Below are 18973 nucleotides of genomic sequence, written 5' to 3'. Positions count from 1 at the left end.
TATGAGCAGAGTGGTAAAACATTTATGGAGTTAATCATATATTTACTCATTGGCGCAATTGCTGGTTTTACTGCCGGATTGTTTGGGGTGGGCGGTGGACTAATTATTGTACCAATCCTCTATGTGGTTTTTACCCAGCTAAACTATGACCCAGCGGTAATCATGCATATTGCAGTAGGAACATCGCTTGCAACGATTATCGTGACGTCTTTTAGTTCTGTTTCGGCTCATCATAAAAAGGGTGCGGTACTTTGGCCTGTTTTTCGTAATTTAGCGCCTGGGTTAGTGATCGGCTCATTTTTAGGGGCAGGTATTGCCGACTTGATGTCTGGTCAGCATTTGCAACTTCTTATTGGTGTTTTTGCAGTTTTTATGGCTTATCGGATGTTTAAAGGAGCACATGTCGTTGTTGACCCAACACGTCAGCTTCCTTCAACACTCATGCAATTTATGGCGGGTGGCGGCATTGGCATTGCCTCTGCAATTTTTGGAATTGGGGGCGGAAGCTTAACTGTGCCATATTTAAATCGTCATGGCGTGGTAATGCAAAAAGCAGTTGCGACTTCTGCTGCTTGCGGTTTACCAATCGCAGTTGCAGGAGCGATTGGATTTATGTGGTTTGGTGCGAAAGAACAAATTTCAGTGCCTAATACGATTGGTTATGTACATATCTATGCTTTTATTGGCATTAGTATCATGAGTTTTGTCACAGCGAAGCTTGGAGCAAAGGTTGCTCATGCACTATCACCGCAAATGTTAAAAAAATGCTTTGCTTGTTTGCTAGTCGTGGTCGGCAGTTATTTTGTTTATAAAGGTATTATGCACTAGAAACTAACTTATTAGATTTCAGTAAGAAGATTATGTAATGGCTTGAATTTTTAGAAATTTGAGCTTTTTTTATTAATAAAATATAAGAATATTCGAAGCTTTTATTCATCTGATTTTAGTATTGTTTTTAAATGAGTTGGCTTAAAATGCAATGAAATTGTCAGACAATGACATAGTTTTTAATCGATGGGATCAGTTAAAAACAAGGATGCGAAAGAAAAGCATGGATTAATGCATATAAAAAGTAGCGGGTGATTTATGAATCTCGAAGAGACAGAAAGTCTTTCTGAGCAAATTGTCAAATATATTAGCGAACAGATTATTAGTGGCGAACTGGTTGAAGGCGAACGTATTCAAGAGCTTCGTATTGCCAAAGAACTTGACGTCAGCCGAGGGTCAGTTCGTGAAGCACTATTATTATTAGAGCGTACTCATTTAATTGAGATATTTCCACGCCGCGGGGCAATTGTCTCAGAAATGTCTGCACAACAAGTTAAGGCACTGTTTGATACAAATATGATGATATTGGGGCATATTGTACAACGTATGAGTGAAACATGGCGTGCACATGAGGCTGATCAATTGCAGTTATTGTTAGAACAACTTCTTGAGCATGTTAAAGCAGGTGATATCGAAAAATTTTATGATGGCGTCTTCCAATATTTAGCTGAACAGCAAGATATGGTCGGTAATCCTTATCTAATGAAGTTTTATAAAGAGCTGTTGCCTTCATTACGTCGTAGTTATTTTTTGACCTTAAATACCTCTAAGCGTGAACTGCAAGAAGCATTTGCATTATTTAAACTCGTGACTGATGCAATTTTAATCCGAAAATCACAACAAGCCGCTTTATTTATGGAAGATTTTTGTCGACACTTACGTAACCTTGTGTTGGAATCGCTGACACGAATGAAACAGATTGAATTGGCCTGGGCAAGACGCTCACGCCGCTAGTTAGGGCATTATGCGTTTAAGCAGTTTAAAACTTTCCGGCTTTAAATCTTTTGCAGATAGTACAACTTTAAATTTTAAGGCGAACCGCACAGCAGTGGTTGGTCCAAATGGTTGTGGCAAATCCAATGTAATCGATGCGATCCGCTGGGTGATGGGTGAATCAAATGCCCGTCAGCTACGTGGTGGTAGCATGCAAGATGTTATTTTTACAGGAACATCCAAGCGCAAGCCCATTGGTGTGGCCAGTGTTGAGCTACGCTTTGATAATACTTATGGTAAATTGGGCGGCTCTTATAATGCTTATAATGAATTAGCCGTTCGCCGTCAGGTTACTCGTGAAGGAAAGTCCGAATATTTCTTAAATGGTACTCGTTGCCGCCGTCGTGATATTACCGATATTTTCTTAGGGACAGGCTTAGGACCGCGTTCTTATGCGGTGATTGAACAAGGCATGATTAACCGTTTAGTGGACGCCAAGCCAGAAGAAATGCGTGTGTTTATTGAAGAGGCGGCAGGTGTTTCACGCTATCAAGCGCGTCGACGCGAAACCTTGCAACATCTTGAACATACCGAGCAAAACCTTTCACGTTTAGAAGATATTGCGCTTGAGTTAAAATCGCAGCTTAAAACGCTTAAACGCCAGTCAGAAGCGGCAGTTCAATATAAAACGTTAGAAAGCCAGATTCGTACCCTAAAAATTGAAATTTTGTCTTTTCAGGCAGATAAAAGTGTACGCCTACAAGAAGAATATACAGTTCAAATGAATGAACTGGGCGAAACCTTTAAATTAGTCCGCTCAGAATTAAGTACAATTGAACATGATTTAGAATCAACCAGTGCTTTATTTCAGCGACTTATTCAGCAATCTTCACCGCTACAACAAGAATGGCAACAAGCTGAAAAGAAGCTGTCTGAACTAAAAATGACGCTAGAACAAAAACAGAGTCTATACCAGCAAAATAGTACGACTCTCGTTCAGTTAGAGCAGCAAAAATTTCAAACTAAAGAACGTTTACAGCTTTCTGAATTGCAACTTGAAACACTGAATAATCAGCTAGAAGAGCAAACCGAAGCTTTAACTGGAATTGAGTATACAGCTACTGAAGCTGAACAAAACTTTGCTAATTTACAATCTCAGCAAAAACAAGCACAACAACAGTTTGACCAAATCAAAGCTCAGGTTGAAAAACAACAGCAGCAAAAAATGCAGATGTCAGCTCAAATTGAGCAGTTGGGCAAAAATGTTCAGCGACTTGAGCAGCAAAAAGAAACATTGCAACATCAAGCAAGCCAAATTCAATCACACGTTCATGAAGATGAGCAGGGTGAGCTTGAGCAATTACAACAACAGTTATATGGCGAAATAGCGACGCTTGAAACTGAAATTGAGCAACAATTGCTAAGTTTAGAGCAATCTCAACAGCAACATCAGTTAAGTAAAAATCAACAACAAACCCTGAAAACCGAAATTCAGGTTTTATTATCAGAGCAGAAAAATTTAAGTCAGCTGGTTGCAAAGCAAAGTCCAAAGCAACATCAAGATGCGCTACGTTTAATGCAGGCTCTACAGTTAACTGAGCAAGGTAAACCGCATGCGCAGATTGTTGAGAAGTTTTTAGCAAAATGGTTGCAGGCGCATATTGTTGAAACTGAACAAGCCTTTCAGGAAGGAATTGCTCGTCAGTTAAAACCTTCCGAGCAAATAAGTAAATTTAAGGGGAATTTGGCCTGTTTAAATGACTGGATTGCTTCGCCACAGCTATCAATATTTTCAAATGTAGCGATTGCGCAAGATTTGGCTCATGCTTTGAGTGAGCAAAACCAGCTGGAACATGGTCAATCTATTTTGACCTTAGATGGCTATCATGTTGGGCAGGATTGGGTGATTGCCCTTATGTATGATGACGAGAGTCAAAGTGCACAAGGTATGCTGAGCCATCGTATTCGTTTAGATGAAATTGAACAAACTCTTGAAAAGCAACAACCTGAATTACAAGCATTAGATCAAATTGTAGTACAGCAAAAGGATGAGTTAGGGCAGTTACAGGCTGATGTGCAGCACAAACAGCAAGTTATGAAACAAAAACAAAAAGACTTGCAACAGCTGGATGTACAAATTGCTAAACAACAAACCGCAGCACAAGCATTTTTATTGCAAAAACAGCAATTGAAAGATCAACTTGGTCAGTTAGACATGCAGCTTGAAGAAGATGCCATGCAAAAAGACGATCTTGAAATTGATTTGCATGCATTGGCAATCAAGCTCGAAACCATCTTACCTGACTATAAAACTTTGCAATTTCGGGTAGAAGAGTTAACAGAGCAGTTAGAAGAACAGCAACAAGCTCTACAACATCAGCAGCAAGAACGTGAAATTTTACGCCGTAATAGCACGCAGACTACTCAACAGATTGAGTTGCTTGAAAAAGATATCTCGTTCTTGCAGAGCCAATATCAGCAAATTGCAGCTCAAATGGAACAAGCGAAAAAGTTTGTTGACCCTATTCAGTTAGAGTTACCAAACCTTGAGTCAGAATTTCAGCAGCAATTTGCTCAAACTGAAAAGTTGCAAAAGAACTGGAATGAGTGGCAGCTTGAACTCAATAGTGTGCAGGAAAAGCAACAAATACTGACAGATCAGCGTCATCAATATCAACAAAAAGATGAGCAGCTTAGAGAACAACTTGAACAGAAACGGTTAGCATGGCAAGCAGCTAAGTCAGACCGTGAACATTATCAAGAACAGCTTAAAGAACTAAATGCCGAGATTCAAAAAGGCTTACAAATAGATTTAACCGAGCATCAGCAAAAACTGGAAAAAGTACAGAAACAGTTCGAAAAAATCGGTGCAGTTAACCTTGCTGCTTCACAAGAGTTTGAGGAAGTTTCTCAGCGTTTTGATGAGCTGAGCCACCAGATCCAAGATTTGGAAAATACGGTAACTCAACTAAAAGATGCGATGAAAAGCATTGATCAGGAAACCCGTAAGTTGTTTATGACAACTTTTGATCAAATTAATCAAGAGTTGCAAAATCTGTTTCCAAAGGTCTTTAATGGTGGAGAAGCGAGTTTAAGTCTTGAAGATGACTGGCAATCTGGTGTTAAACTGATGGCAAGACCACCGGGTAAAAAAAATAGTTCTCTAGCATTACTTTCCGGTGGAGAAAAGGCTTTAACAGCGTTAGCATTGGTATTTGCAATATTTAGATTAAATCCGGCACCGTTTTGTGTATTAGATGAAGTGGACGCACCACTCGACGATGCGAATGTTCAGAGATATTGTAATTTGGTAAAAGAGCTTTCTGAACATGTACAATTCATTTACATTACACATAATAAGCTGGCGATGACCATGGCAACTGATTTGTTGGGTGTGACCATGCCTGAACCGGGTACATCAAAATTAGTCACTGTCGATTTAGAACAGGCAAAAGAATACGGGTTAGTTTCGGAGTCATAGAATGGAAATCAATACGATTATTGGCATCGTTGTTGCCATTATAATTATGCTAATTGGCTTAAAAATGATTTTAAAAAAGCCAAACCATGCTGAACCCTCATTAGATAGTGATTTACATATTAATCCTGATAGTAATCAACCGGTTATACCTAGGCATGTAAGAGATCAGCTTGAAAAAACTGAAGCTGAATCTGTAGCAGTGACGAGTGCTGAGCGAGTAGAACCGACTTTAAGCGGAGCTGCACCGTCACAAGTACCTGAAACAAAACAGTCAGAAATTGAGTCTGTAGAACCCACTAAAACAATTCAAACTGAACAAACCCCAGCAGTTGTTGAAAATGCTTCTGTAGAAGAAATTAAAACTGAAGAAGAAGTAACAAGCTCTGCTATTACCACAAATGGTTCAGTTGAGTTGGTCGATGCAGTTTCTATGAAACCGGAAGCTGAAGCTTTAGCACAAGAGAGTCTGGAAGCTGAAAGCGAAAAAGCTGAGCCTGAGTTGAGTTTAAACCCGAATATTGAAACTGCCAAAATTGCTGAGTTTGAAGGCGAGAGCAATATTCTGGATGTACATTTACATGAACAGCAACGCTATGATGATGAAAGTGCATTAGCGATGGCTGAACAGATTATTGCGTTAAATGTGTATCCAAACCCTCGTCGTGCTTTGTCTGGCGATAAAGCCCTTAAAGTGCTGTTAAAATATGGTTTACGTTACGGCGAAATGTCATGTTTCCATCGTTATGAAAATACGGATGAGCCGAGTGTACTCATGTTCTCTGTATTGCGTATGACAGACAATGGACCAGCTGGGTTTGATCTTGAAACTTTATCTACCGAACAAGTTCAAGGGTTGGCATTTTTCCTTGCGCTTCCAAACAGTAAAGCCGTGACAGGTTTTGATATGATGGCGAGTATTGCGGGTCTAATTGCTCGCGAAATCGATGGCAAAGTTTACGATGAAAATAATCTTGAATTTACGCCACAGTTGAAAGAGCACTGGCGTCATCATGTGATTGATTATCGTCCGGCACAGGCGACTGCCTAGTTTTAATTTTTTACGTTCGTTGCGATAATTGCAACATATCTAGTCGCAGCTCAGGGTGGAGAAATTTCCACCCTTTTTTATGGTGAATAACATAATGGCAACAACTTCCGTGATCGAACAGATGCGTCAGCTTATTCAACTGATTGCAAAGCATAACCATGCCTACTATGTCATGGATCAGCCGACAATCTCGGACAGTGAATATGATCATTTATTTCACCAGTTAAAAGCTTTAGAAGAGCAATATCCTGACCTTGTTCAATCAGATTCACCAACAACCAAAGTAGGCGGACAAGCACTCTCTAAATTTCAAAGTGTGACTCATGTAGTTCCGATGCTTTCTTTGGGGAATGTTTTTAATCAGGAAGACTTGTTCGCATTTGCTCGTCGTGTTGAAGAGCGTTTGCCTAATCAAAAAGTACAATATGAAGTCGAATTAAAACTTGACGGTCTTGCGATTTCACTCTGGTATGAAAATGGTGTCTTAGTACGTGGCGTTACACGTGGTGATGGCGAAACCGGAGAAGACATTACTCAGAATGTTAAAACGATTCGTAATTTGCCTAAAGTGTTGCATTCAGATCATTTTGAAATTCCACGTTTGTTAGAAGTACGCGGCGAAGTACTTATGCCAAAGTCTGGCTTTGAAAAACTCAATGCCGACCAAGAAGCAAAAGGTGATAAAACATTTGCGAACCCGCGTAACGCAGCAGCGGGTAGTTTAAGACAACTCGATCCTAATATTGCTGCTGGTAGACCTTTAGCATTTTATGCTTACGGTATCGCTCAATGTGAACCTAATCATGGCTTAACTACCATGCATGACAGCCTACAATGGCTCACAAAACTTGGATTCGAAATTGCGGAACGTCAATATCTGTGTGATTCAATTCAAGAAGTACAGCAGCGCTACGAACAAATTCAGCAAGAACGTCCAGATCTACAAGTTGAAATTGACGGAATGGTTGTAAAGGTTGATGACTTAAGACAGCAGCAACAACTTGGTTTCTTAAGTCGTGAGCCACGTTGGGCAACCGCTTATAAATTCCCTGCACAAGCTGCATTAACTACAGTTGATCAGATTGATTGGCAAGTCGGGCGGACAGGTACTTTGACTCCTGTAGCGCGTTTAAACCCTGTATTTGTGGGTGGTGTTACGGTTTCTAATGTAACCTTACACAATATTGGTGAAATCCATCGTCTTGATGTGCGTGTGGGCGATACAGTCAGTGTTTACCGTACAGGCGATGTTATTCCTAAAGTAGAAAAAGTTTGGCCAGAATTTCGTTCACCTGACGCTGAAATTGTACATTTACCAGAAAGCTGTCCTGTTTGTGCTTCACCAGTTGTGATGCCTGAAGGAGAAGCTTTAGCACGTTGTTCTGGTGGGCTATATTGTGCTGCGCAGCGGATTGAAGCGATTCGCCATTTCGTATCACGTAAGGCGATGGATATTGAAGGTTTAGGTGATCGTTGGGTAGAGTCTTTATTACATCTCGATTTACTTAAAGATGTGGCCGATATCTATCATTTGCATGAACACCGAGAAACTTTACTTGGTATTGAAAAAATGGGCGAGAAATCGGTACAAAATCTGATTGATGCCATTGAAGCCAGTAAGAAGACAACGCTTGCACGTTTTATTTATGCTCTAGGAATTCGTGGAGTGGGTGAAACAACAGCTAGAATGTTAGCCAATACTTTCCAAACTTTGGAAGCGCTTAAAGCTGCTGATGTTGAAGCTTTAAAGAAAACTCCAGATGTTGGTGATATTACCGCAGAGTGGATTGCTGACTTTTTCTTGGCACCACACAACATTGAAGTGCTGGATCGCCTAATAGCAGCAGGGATTCATTGGGATGCGCCAACAGCACCAACACGTCAACCGTTAAATGGCGAAAGTTGGGTATTAACAGGCACTTTAGAGCAAATGACTCGTGATCAGGCAACCCAAATGCTGCAAGCGTTAGGTGCACGTGTAAGCGGTAGTGTATCGAGTAAAACCAAATGTGTTGTTGCTGGTGAGAAGGCTGGTTCGAAATTAGAAAAAGCAGCAAAACTTGGTATTGCAGTTATGAATGAGACTGATTTCTTATCACTTATGGCGAGCTATGGGCAGACTTTAAGCGAATAGAACTACCGAAATAAGAACCATTGATTTTAGTTACAAATTTATAAATTGATGGTTTATGCTTTATTTTAACGCTTGTCTGAACTAATAAATCGGACAAGCGTTTCTTTTTGCAGAGAAAATTTAAATAACTTAAACTGCAAATGCGTATGTTTCTCATTTTAATTTGATAAAAATCATAAACTTAACTATTTTTTGTTTTGCAATCACTTTTAAGATTGCCCATAATAGTTTTCATACGATAGGAGATTTATTATGCGTGGCAATCCAGAAGTCATAGACTATTTAAATATGCTCATTGGCGGAGAATTGGCTGCCCGTGATCAATATCTAATCCATTCTCGTATGTATGAAGATTGGGGCTTAAATAAAATTTATGAACGTATTGATCATGAGATGCAAGAAGAAGCTTCTCATGCTGATGCGATCATTCGCCGTGTATTATTTTTAGGTGCTAAACCAAACATGCACCGTGAAGATATCAACGTTGGTACAGACGTTGTATCTTGTTTAAAAGCTGATTTGGCGCTTGAATATCACGTTCGTGAAAAGTTGGCGACAGGTATCAAACTTTGTGAAGAGAAGGGCGATTACATTAGCCGTGATATGTTGCGTCAACAATTATCAGATACTGAAGAAGATCATACATACTGGTTAGAAAAGCAATTACGTTTAATTGAGTTGATTGGCTTACAAAATTATATTCAATCTCAAATTTAATAAAAGAACCCAGCTCAGACTGGGTTTTTTATTGGCTTATTTTAATAAACCTAACTCATCGCTTAAATGTTAGTTTTGTCAAATTGAACATATTCAAAGCCTTACTATATAAGGCTTTGGTAGTTACAAAAAAGTCAGAAAAATTGTATCACACCCCCTGTTTTTTTTATGAAATTGGATATAATTTCGCCAACAAAACCCTTGCCTAGAAATTTAATGAGGCAAGGGTTTTTCTATGGAAAATCGGTTGGTATGGATCGCCCATGATTTTATGGTGAGTTCGCGAAATATGTTATTTACCAAACCTGCTGTTTTAGATACAGCTACACTCTTAAGCACACAACGTCTTGCAACACGACTAAGCTTTTTTAGCTTAGGTTTTGCGACTGCAGCTTGGGCACCTCTTATTCCTTTTGCACAGCAACGTTTAAACCTAAATCATGCCGATTTTGGTTTACTTTTGCTTTGTATGGGGATTGGTTCAATGATTGCTATGCCTGCGACCGGAGCTTTAGTCAAGCGCTGGGGATGTCGTCCATTAATTGCTTTGGCATTGATGCTGTTAATGGTTTTATTGCCTAGCCTTACGATGTGGAGCAGCATTGTGACCATGGCTGTAGCATTGTTTATTTTTGGATCGGCAGCAGGATGTCTTGGAGTAGCTATCAATTTACAAGCAGTAGTTGTAGAAAAGCATAGCTTGCGAGCTCTTATGTCTAGCTTCCATGGAATGTGTAGTTTGGGTGGCTTAACAGGCGCTATGCTTGTGACTGCATTATTGGCAGTAGGTCTTTCTCCATTAATGAGTACGTTATCAGTTGTTATGATTTTACTTGTTATTGGTGGTGTTGCGATTCCATCTTGTTTAACGTCTTTTGAACAGGATGAAAAGCCACATGAAGATACAACTCAAGCACCGAAAAAATTTTATCGTCCCGATGGCATTATTTTGCTTATTGGTATGATGTGTTTTATCGCCTTCTTATCAGAAGGTGCGGCAATGGACTGGGGTGGTATTTATTTAACAAGTAAATATCAGCTTAACCCTGCTTTTGCTGGCTTAGCTTATACTTTCTTTGCGCTTAGCATGACCACTGGACGTTTTGCAGGTCATGTCTTGCTTAAGCAATGGGGCGAAAAGAATATTGTAACTTATAGTGCAATTGTGGCTGCGATTGGTATGGCTATTATTGTGACTGCGCCAGTCTGGCAAGTAGTTATATTAGGTTATGCACTGTTAGGATTAGGCTGTTCTAATATTGTACCAGTGATGTTTTCTCGGGTGGGTCGACAAAACAATATGCCAAAAGCAGCTGCACTTTCTTTAGTATCAACGATTGCCTATACGGGTTCTTTAAGCGGCCCAGCTTTAATTGGTTTAATTGGTGAATGGACGGGTTTAAGTACTGTTTTAACAGGCGTAGCTGTATTGCTATTTGTCATTGCTTTACTTAACCGTTTTACATTAATAAAGACAAATTAATTTATAAATAATAGAGATCCTCAAAGAACATCGAGAAATTTAATTCCTCGATGTTCTTTTATTTAGATTTATAAAACCTGATAGATCGATTGATAACTATCTTGTAATAATCGCTGAGGTTTCATGAGTAAAGTTGGTGTCTTTTCTAAATCATCCAAGAAATTATTTCGCCAATGGGTAAGATCAGATGATGTTAATCCTTCTATCAATTGCTGGTAACGACTAATACGCTCAGTTTTAGACATTTCTAAAGCCATTTTTAAAGCATCCATCATCGCTGCTCTATCTTGCGGATCAACAATCAAGGCTTGAGACATCTGCTCAGCAGCACCAGCATATTTAGATAAAATGAGTACGCCCGGATTTTCTGGGTCTTGGGCTGCAATATATTCTTTAGCGACCAAGTTCATACCATCGCGTAGTGAACTGATCCAGCAAATATCTGAATGGCGATAAATGTGCATAAGATTATGGTGTTGAACAGTGTCATAGCAGCAATCTACAGGTCGCCAGTCTTCATGGGCAAACTCTTCGTTAATTAACTCGAGCTTAGTTTTAAAACGTTGGAATAAACGCTGATAAGCTGGAATATCGGTACGAGAAGGTATTGCAACTTGAAGATGACGAACTAGACCATGATATTCAGGACTGGTTTCCAAAAAGGTTGCAAATGCATTAAATCTTTCGAGCAAACCTTTCGAATAGTCAATACGATCAACCCCAATAATTGTTTTTTGACGTGGTATTTCCTCAAAATTAAACACAGCAGAGGTCGCCAGCTCTTGTTGGGCTTGCTTTTGTATAATTTCGGGCTGAACACCAATTGGGTATGACTTAATTAATATTTGACGTTTCTTGTAGCTAATACTGTTACTTTGTATTTTCTGAGCTTCGAGTAAGTTTAGACAAGTCTGCATACATGCATTTTGATCGATTTGGGTTTGTAAACCAATAACATCATATTGACTCAAGTCTTGAATTAATTCTCGGCCCACTGGAATTTTGCGCCAGATATTGAGGCTAGCAAATGGTATATGTAAAAAGAAACCAATTTTATTTTGCATGCCTAATTGACGGCAGTAACGCGCTACACTAAAAAAGTGATAATCGTGTATCCAAATCAGATCCTCAGGTTGAGCAAGCTGTTTTAACTTTTCAGCAAACAAACGGTTGACCTTTTGGTAGGTACTATATTCTTGCGCATCATATTCAATTAGATCTTCGCGACTATGCATTGCTGGCCAAAGAACCTTATTTGCAAAACCACAGTAATATTGCGCATATTGTTGATGGGTAAGAGGGCAGGTAATGTAATCAATCCCTTGAGAAGAGGCTTGTTCAAACTCTGGCGCTTCGCTATCGGTAATTTGCTGGCCATTCCAGCCTAACCAAATGCCATTACTATCATTCAAAGCGTCTTGTACAGCCACGGCGAGGCCACCAGCTGAAGCTTTACCTGAGGGCATACTTATCCGGTTCGATAATACGATTAATTTAGACATATTTTTTCTCCATTCTGATTTTGGCTATTTTTGACATATAAGCTTTTTATTCTGTTTTGAAATAAAAAAAGAAAATTAGCGACACTATCAATATCTTTTAATCTATATTCAGCTTGTGTTTCACCGGACCCCACTTTAATCGTGAGACCAGATTGTTGATTAATAAATACAAAACCTGATTCATCTGTTAAATCATCGCCTATAAAAATAGGTAAAACAGAAGGTAAATTAATATGATTTAAGATGGTTTTAATTGCTTTACCTTTATCAGCTTGATGAGGAATTAATTCAATAACAAATTTTCCATTATTTAATTTTAATTGAGGATAATCAGCGCTAATCTGTTGCATAATATTAATAGCGTGATTTTCTAAATCTGGGTTCTTGCGATAATGTAAAGCAATAGAATAACCTTTGTCCTCAATTAATAACTCGGGATATTGTTCGCAAGATTTTTGAATATCTTGTTTTAATTGTTTAAAATTAATCTGACTTAAATCTGGCCGAATATAATGATCTGAATTAAGACAAATATCTAAACCATGCAAGCCCGCAATTGGAACTTCAATAGGATATAAGAGTTTACTAGCTGTATTGACATCACGACCTGTTACGGCAATAACAGGTATATTTAATTGAATAATTTTTTTTATAATTTCCAATGTGGTGTTTGGAATAAAACTATGCTCAGGATTAATTTGAAAGGGTGCTAATGTCCCATCAATATCCAAAAATAAACAATAATTTTTATCTAAAGATAAATTACTTATAATATGATTGGGTGTAACAAAATATGTATATTTTTCTCTCCCATCAGATATTGTATTTTGACTGTTCATATTAGCCTTCCCAATATTTTTTGATCAATAATTACTCTTCTAACATTAAAATGAATTGATGAGTCATTTCTTTTAATAAAAAAACATAAGTATTAACATTAATTACATTGCATAATGGATTTATAGGCGAAGTGTGGAGTATGTTGTTTTTTGATTGGCTTCAATGTTTAGATAATTAAAGTTTTGTATATTTAATATGAATAATGCAGGTCTTATTTATCAATATATTTCAGAATATTATCGTATTATAAATACTTGATTTTATGATTTGGAAATTGTTTTTAATATTGATTTTAAAAGATATTTTAAATCAATATTATTATATAATCTTTATAAAATCGGTTTTGGATAGGCATATGAAGTTACAAAATAAAATTTTATTAATTACAGGTTGGGGAGTAGGAGTGGAACCTTTGCAATCTCTTAAATTGCATTTGGAAAAAGTAGGGTTTGAGACACAACTTATTAATATTTTTAATATTTTAGATGGTAACTTTCAAGCACAGCTGGACTTGGTGGCTAGGACTGATGTAGTCATAGGCTGGTCTTTAGGTGGACAGTTAGCAACTCAACTGGTCGATATTTTTTATAAGCAAGCAGGGCAGACTAAAACATTAATTACACTTGCTTCAAATCCTTGTTTCGTTGCCAACGATAATTGGCAACCTGCAATGCCTACAGATGTATTCACTCAATTTAAATCTTCTTTTTTTCACAACCCGCAAGCTACGTTAAAGCGTTTTTATTATTTGATTACACTTGGCTCATCTCAAGCGAAACAAGATTGGATAAATATTCAAAATATAGCAAATCCGCCAACAAATGAACTTTTAATAGAAGGTTTGCAAATGCTTGAACAATTAAACTTGGTAGATAACTTAAAAAACTATTCTGGCCGACAACTTCACCTGTTTGCTGAGCAAGATAATGTCATTCCTTGCAAAATTATCGAAAAATTTGAGGAAATCGTGACAGAAAACATGAGTTATAAAGTGCTAAAAGGTGCTACTCATGCTTTTCCATACCTCGAAGTAGACCGAACAATTGAAGAAATCTGCCAATTTTTAACAATTCATCAGCAAAGTTAATAAGCTTTGATTGATCTCGCAATTTTCTTTCATTCTTAACAGGTTTAACATGTGCTAAATGAGAGATTTAATTGCTGTAAAAGGGTAAATAGGATGACCGATAATTTTGATTTAGAACATATTTGGCATCCTTATACTTCAATGACCCAACCTTTACCGACCTTTAAAGTTAAACGTGCCTATGGGGCAACGATTGAACTCGACGATGGTAAGACTTTAATTGATGGTATGTCATCTTGGTGGTGTGCAATTCACGGCTATAACCACCCTGAACTCAATCAAGCAGTGACAGATCAATTACAAAACATGTCACATATTATGTTTGGTGGGTTAACCCATGACCCTGCCATTGAGTTGGGTAAAATTCTTTTAAAAATTACACCGCCAAGCCTCGACAAAATTTTTTATGCAGATTCGGGGTCGGTTGCCGTTGAAGTTGCTTTGAAAATGGCTGTGCAGTTTTGGACAGCACAAGGCCAACCACAAAAAACAAATTTTATTACCACACGTTCTGGTTATCACGGTGATACATGGAATGCGATGTCTGTTTGTGATCCAGTAACAGGCATGCATCAGATTTTTGGCACAAGCTTACCAAACCGTCTTTTTGTAGCAGCACCTCAAACCAAATTTCATGAAGAATGGAACCAAAAAGATATTGCTGAGCTAGAACAAGCTATTCAGCAAAATCATGAAAATCTTGCTGCACTGATTATTGAGCCAATTGTACAAGGTGCAGGGGGCATGCGTTTTTATCATCCTGAATATTTACGTCAGGCCAAAGTACTTTGTGAAAAATATAACCTGCTTTTAATTTTCGATGAAATTGCCACTGGTTTTGGCCGTACTGGTAAGCTCTTTGCGTGGGAGCATGCCCAAGTTGAGCCAGACATTATGTGTATAGGTAAAGGCCTAACAGGTGGCTATATGACCTTATCTGCTACCTTAACCACAAAGCATGTTGCAGAAACCATTAGTCGCGGTGAAGCTGGAGTATTTATGCACGGCCCAACCTTTATGGCCAATCCACTTGCTTGCGCGGTTGCTTTAAAAAGTACGCAATTGTTAATTGAACAAGATTGGCAGGCCAATATTGAGCGAATTGAGCAACAGCTTAGCCAATATTTAACCCCTTTAAGTCAGCTTGATTATGTTGCCGATGTACGGGTGATCGGTGCAATTGGTGTAGTAGAACTCACCTTTAATGTTGTTATGAAAACTTTGCAGCAACAATTTGTAGACCGCGGAATCTGGATTCGTCCTTTTGGAAAATTGGTTTATGTGATGCCACCGTATGTCATCACTCATCAAGAGTTAAATGATTTGCTTGAACAATTAGTTGAGGTTGTTCAAACGATGCAGGGAGCGTATTAAGATGTCATTGCTCGATCATTTTGCTGCCGAGTTAGATGAGTTAAAACAACAAGGTAACTTTAGACACTTTACTCAAAATGTGCAGCATGACCGTTTTATTACGATTCAAAATAAAACGATGCTTAACTTGGCTTCAAATGATTATCTTGGGTTGGCGGCTGATATTAATCTTCGCCAAGAGTTTCTAGATAGCTATCCATTAGAAAGAAGCTATTTTAGTTCTTCATCTTCACGCCTATTAACGGGCAATTTTGAAGAATATGAACAGTTAGAAAATAGCCTAAGTAAAGCATTTGGTGATCGGGCGGCCCTATTATTTAATAGTGGCTACCATATGAATCTTGGTATTTTGCCTGCGGTTGCTGATAGCAAAACTTTAATTTTGGCAGATAAGTTAGTCCATGCAAGCATGATTGACGGTATACGTTTGTCTGGTACCCAATATGTACGTTATCGACATAATGATTTACAGCATTTGGAACAACTTCTCCAAAAATATCATGATGATGAAAAGATTGAACGTATCATTGTGGTCACAGAAAGTATTTTTAGTATGGATGGGGATGAAACGGATTTAGCCGCTTTAGTCCAGCTCAAAAAACGTTTTGCTAAAACCATGTTGTATGTCGATGAAGCACATTCAATCGGTGTGCGTGGTCAGCAAGGATTAGGGTGTGCTGAACAATACAATGTCATTCAAGAAATTGATTTTTTAGTTGGTACATTAGGTAAGGCATTGGCAGCAGTCGGTGGTTACATTATTTGCGATCCAATTATTAAAGATTATCTCATTAATAAAATGCGCCCACTTATTTTTAGTACTGCACAGCCCCCGATTGTGATGGCATGGGCAAACTTTATTTTTCAAAAAGTATTAGTCGCTCAATCTCAGCGTGAACATTTAAAAAGCATTAGCCAATATCTTCAACAAGCTGTCGTGCAAAAGGGTTATGTAAGCCCATCGACCAGCCATATTATTCCCGTCATTGTTGGAGAAAGTCAGGCTGCTATCGATAAAGCGAAGCAAGTTCAGGAAAGTGGTTTTTATGCTATGCCTGTGCGTCCACCCACAGTACCTAAAAACAGTTCGCGTTTGCGTATTTCTTTAACGTCAATGGTGCAGCAACATGAACTTGAAGAATTGGTGAGTTTTCTGTGAGTTTGAATAAAGACTTGGTTGCCCAGCGTTTTGCTAAAGCAGGGCAAAGCTATTCAGAACAAGCAATTGTTCAAAAACAAATTTGCCAAAATTTAACACGGTTACTCCAGCAGTTTTGCCCAAGGACGATGCCACGTGTTTTTGAAATTGGTTGTGGTTCTGGCAATTTAACTCGTCTTATTACTGCATCTTTTCAAATCGAAGAGTTAATTTTGAATGATCTGTATGCAGATGTGCAGCAGCACTTTAGTTCTCACGAAAGTTTGAAATGGTTGATTGGAGACGTTGAGGCGTTAGATTTTCCTCCGCAACTCGATATGATTGTTTCCGGTTCAGCTTTACAGTGGATGCAAGATTTACCGCGCTTGCTCGAACGTTGTGATGAGGCTTTAGTTGATCAAGGTTGGTTATGCTTTTCAACATTTGGTTCTAAAAACTTATTAGAGATTAAAGAGCTAACAGGACAGGGTTTAAGTTATTGGTCAGTTGAAAATTGGAATAGAGCCTTAACTCAGGCTCGTTTTGAGATTTTGCATTTGTCAGAGTCAGAAACTCAACTGTATTTTGATTCGCCTAAGGCTGTGTTGCAGCATTTAAAGGCAACAGGGGTAACGGCAACTGCTCAACATCGTTGGACTAAGCAAACGTTACAACAGTTTTATCAAGATTATGATCGGTTTAAGCATGCCGAAGGATATTCCCTAACATATCACCCGATTTATTGTATTGCCCGGAGAGTGAAGTAAATGAGTGGCCAGATCTATTTTGTGAGCGGGATTGATACCGAAATTGGTAAAACTTACGCAACAGGATTTTTAGCAAAATTATGGACTGAGCAGGGTAAAAAAGTGATTACCCAAAAACTCATTCAGACAGGTAATGCTGATATTTCTGAAGATATCGAAAAGCACCGTGAAATTATGGGTCAAGGCTGGTTTCAAGAAGATCATGACAAGCTCACTATGCCTGAAATCTTTAGTTACCCAGCTTCACCTCATTTAGCAACACGTCTTGATAACCGAGAAATTGATTTTCAAAAAATTGAAAATGCGACCCAAACATTGGTAGAGCGTTTTGAAATCGTATTGTTAGAAGGTGCAGGAGGCTTAATGGTGCCATTAACCACCAATCTGCTAACCATTGATTATGTCGCTCAGCACCAGTTTCCGGTTATTTTAGTAACCTCGGGACGTTTGGGAAGTATTAACCATACTTTACTTAGTCTTGAAGCACTTAAATCTCGTGGATTGAAATTAAAGGCTTTGGTTTATAACCTAAAAGATGAATCAAAAGATCCATTAATTTCTCAAGATACTTCAAATTATTTGAAAGATTATTTAGCTGTTCATTTTCCTGAAGCTGAATGGATCGAACTGGCAAAAATGAATTAAGTTCAACAGGCTAAAAAAAACCGCTCAAATTTGAGCGGTTTTTTTTACATCTTATGAATGTTTAGAATTTCTTTGAACCACGGTTAAAACCAGTTGCTTTACGTTGGTTGCCCGTGTTAACAGGTGCTTCTTTTTCATCATCGCGACGTTGTTGACGTAAGTAACCACCACGACGTGCTGCCATTGGTTTTTCAGTCATACGGTCAGTACGACGTTTTGCCATACCAAATAAACCTGTACCTTGACGTGGTTTTAACTCAACTGATTTTGCTAAGTTGTCGATATCGGTTTTGTCGAGTTCCATCCAACGGCCAGTACGTAATTCGCGTGGTAAAATAACAGTACCGTAGCGTGTACGTAATAAACGACTTACTTTAAGATCTTGCGATTCGAAAATACGACGTACTTCGCGGTTACGGCCTTCTTTCACTACCACTTGATACCAGCGGTTAATACCTTCACCACCAATTTCAGAGAATGATTCGAATTTGGCTGGACCATCTTCAAGCTCTACTCCGTTAACCATGTTTTGGCGTAATTTTGGTGTTACTTCACCCATTACTCGAACTGCGTATTCACGTTCAATTTCATTAGATGGATGCATTAAGCGGTTAGCAAGTTCACCATCATTCGTGAAAAGTAATAAACCAGTACTGTTAATATCTAGACGGCCTACCATTACCCAACGGTCATTCGCGATTTGTGGTAAATGATCAAATACGGTTGGGCGTTTTTCAGGGTCATTACGTGAACAGATTTCACCCTCAGGCTTATAATAAATCAGTACACGACGACGAATTTCGTCTTCAATCTGAAACTGAACTTTACGGCCATCAATGCGTAATTCATCGCCTGGTTCAATGCGCTCACCCACTTGGGCAACACGACCGTTCACACTCACGCGTCCTGCGGCAATAACCTCTTCCATATATCGGCGGGAACCTAATCCGATTCGCGCTAATACTTTTTGCAATTTTTCACTCATGACAGCACAAC

General features: G+C 38.6%; 15 protein-coding genes. 12 read left to right on the top strand and 3 right to left on the bottom strand.

The features are described 5' to 3' along the window. Positions 1–24: 24 nt before the first annotated feature. From POD11_RS11760 to POD11_RS11730, 7 genes are all read left to right on the top strand, one after another. Positions 25–828: a sulfite exporter TauE/SafE family protein gene (locus tag POD11_RS11760; RefSeq protein WP_262457269.1), complete on the top strand. Its 804-nt coding sequence runs from the start codon at positions 25–27 to the stop codon at positions 826–828. 258 nt (positions 829–1086) lie between these two features. Next, complete coding sequence (locus POD11_RS11755; protein ID WP_016142060.1) at positions 1087–1782, top strand: GntR family transcriptional regulator; 696 nt, start codon at positions 1087–1089, stop codon at positions 1780–1782. 10 nt (positions 1783–1792) lie between these two features. Continuing rightward, positions 1793–5242 (top strand): chromosome segregation protein SMC, encoded by a 3450-nt coding sequence (gene smc, locus POD11_RS11750; protein WP_262457268.1) that lies wholly within the window; start codon positions 1793–1795, stop codon positions 5240–5242. Position 5243: 1 nt separating this feature from the next. Further along, on the top strand, positions 5244–6290 hold the full coding sequence (locus POD11_RS11745) for a cell division protein ZipA C-terminal FtsZ-binding domain-containing protein (protein ID WP_239967494.1): 1047 nt from the start codon (positions 5244–5246) through the stop codon (positions 6288–6290). Positions 6291–6384: 94 nt separating this feature from the next. After that, on the top strand, positions 6385–8424 hold the full coding sequence (ligA, locus tag POD11_RS11740; RefSeq protein WP_238515678.1) for an NAD-dependent DNA ligase LigA: 2040 nt from the start codon (positions 6385–6387) through the stop codon (positions 8422–8424). 252 nt (positions 8425–8676) lie between these two features. Then, the gene (gene ftn / locus POD11_RS11735) at positions 8677–9141 is read left to right on the top strand and encodes a heteropolymeric bacterioferritin subunit Ftn (RefSeq protein WP_001214863.1); all 465 of its coding nucleotides are present in this window, start codon (positions 8677–8679) and stop codon (positions 9139–9141) included. 289 nt (positions 9142–9430) lie between these two features. Further along, a complete protein-coding gene (locus POD11_RS11730) occupies positions 9431–10624 on the top strand; it encodes an MFS transporter (protein ID WP_239967543.1) in 1194 nt (397 codons plus the stop codon). A 68-nt stretch (positions 10625–10692) separates the two neighbouring features. On the opposite strand, the gene POD11_RS11725 is transcribed toward POD11_RS11730, so the two are convergent. Continuing rightward, positions 10693–12126 (bottom strand): alpha,alpha-trehalose-phosphate synthase (UDP-forming), encoded by a 1434-nt coding sequence (locus POD11_RS11725; protein WP_262457267.1) that lies wholly within the window; start codon positions 12124–12126, stop codon positions 10693–10695. Beyond that, positions 12114–12965, bottom strand: a complete 852-nt coding sequence (gene otsB / locus POD11_RS11720; protein ID WP_262457266.1) for a trehalose-phosphatase — start codon at positions 12963–12965, stop codon at positions 12114–12116. The genes POD11_RS11725 and otsB overlap by 13 nt, the downstream gene beginning before the upstream one ends. A 356-nt stretch (positions 12966–13321) precedes the next feature. On the opposite strand from otsB, the gene POD11_RS11715 reads away from it, so the two are divergent. From POD11_RS11715 to bioD, 5 genes are all read left to right on the top strand, one after another. Then, positions 13322–14053: a hydrolase gene (locus POD11_RS11715; RefSeq protein ID WP_262457265.1), complete on the top strand. Its 732-nt coding sequence runs from the start codon at positions 13322–13324 to the stop codon at positions 14051–14053. 93 nt (positions 14054–14146) lie between these two features. Then, a complete protein-coding gene (gene bioA / locus POD11_RS11710; RefSeq protein WP_262457264.1) occupies positions 14147–15427 on the top strand; it encodes an adenosylmethionine--8-amino-7-oxononanoate transaminase in 1281 nt (426 codons plus the stop codon). Position 15428: 1 nt separating this feature from the next. Continuing rightward, the gene (locus POD11_RS11705) at positions 15429–16586 is read left to right on the top strand and encodes an 8-amino-7-oxononanoate synthase (RefSeq protein ID WP_262457263.1); all 1158 of its coding nucleotides are present in this window, start codon (positions 15429–15431) and stop codon (positions 16584–16586) included. Further along, positions 16583–17332 (top strand): malonyl-ACP O-methyltransferase BioC, encoded by a 750-nt coding sequence (gene bioC, locus POD11_RS11700; RefSeq protein WP_262445936.1) that lies wholly within the window; start codon positions 16583–16585, stop codon positions 17330–17332. Before POD11_RS11705 ends, bioC begins: the two co-directional genes overlap by 4 nt. Beyond that, positions 17333–17977: a dethiobiotin synthase gene (gene bioD / locus POD11_RS11695; RefSeq protein ID WP_262457262.1), complete on the top strand. Its 645-nt coding sequence runs from the start codon at positions 17333–17335 to the stop codon at positions 17975–17977. It abuts the gene before it with no gap. Between the two features lie 61 nt (positions 17978–18038). Here bioD and rluB read toward each other — a convergent pair whose 3' ends face one another. After that, positions 18039–18962 (bottom strand): 23S rRNA pseudouridine(2605) synthase RluB, encoded by a 924-nt coding sequence (gene rluB / locus POD11_RS11690; RefSeq protein ID WP_016142048.1) that lies wholly within the window; start codon positions 18960–18962, stop codon positions 18039–18041. Positions 18963–18973: the final 11 nt, after the last annotated feature.

This window comes from Acinetobacter sp. P1(2023) (assembly GCF_028367635.1).
GTDB classification, from domain to species: Bacteria; Pseudomonadota; Gammaproteobacteria; order Pseudomonadales; family Moraxellaceae; genus Acinetobacter; species Acinetobacter pittii_E.
The sequence above is the reverse complement of the archived record's forward strand: the minus strand, read 5'-3'. Positions and strand labels throughout refer to the sequence as shown.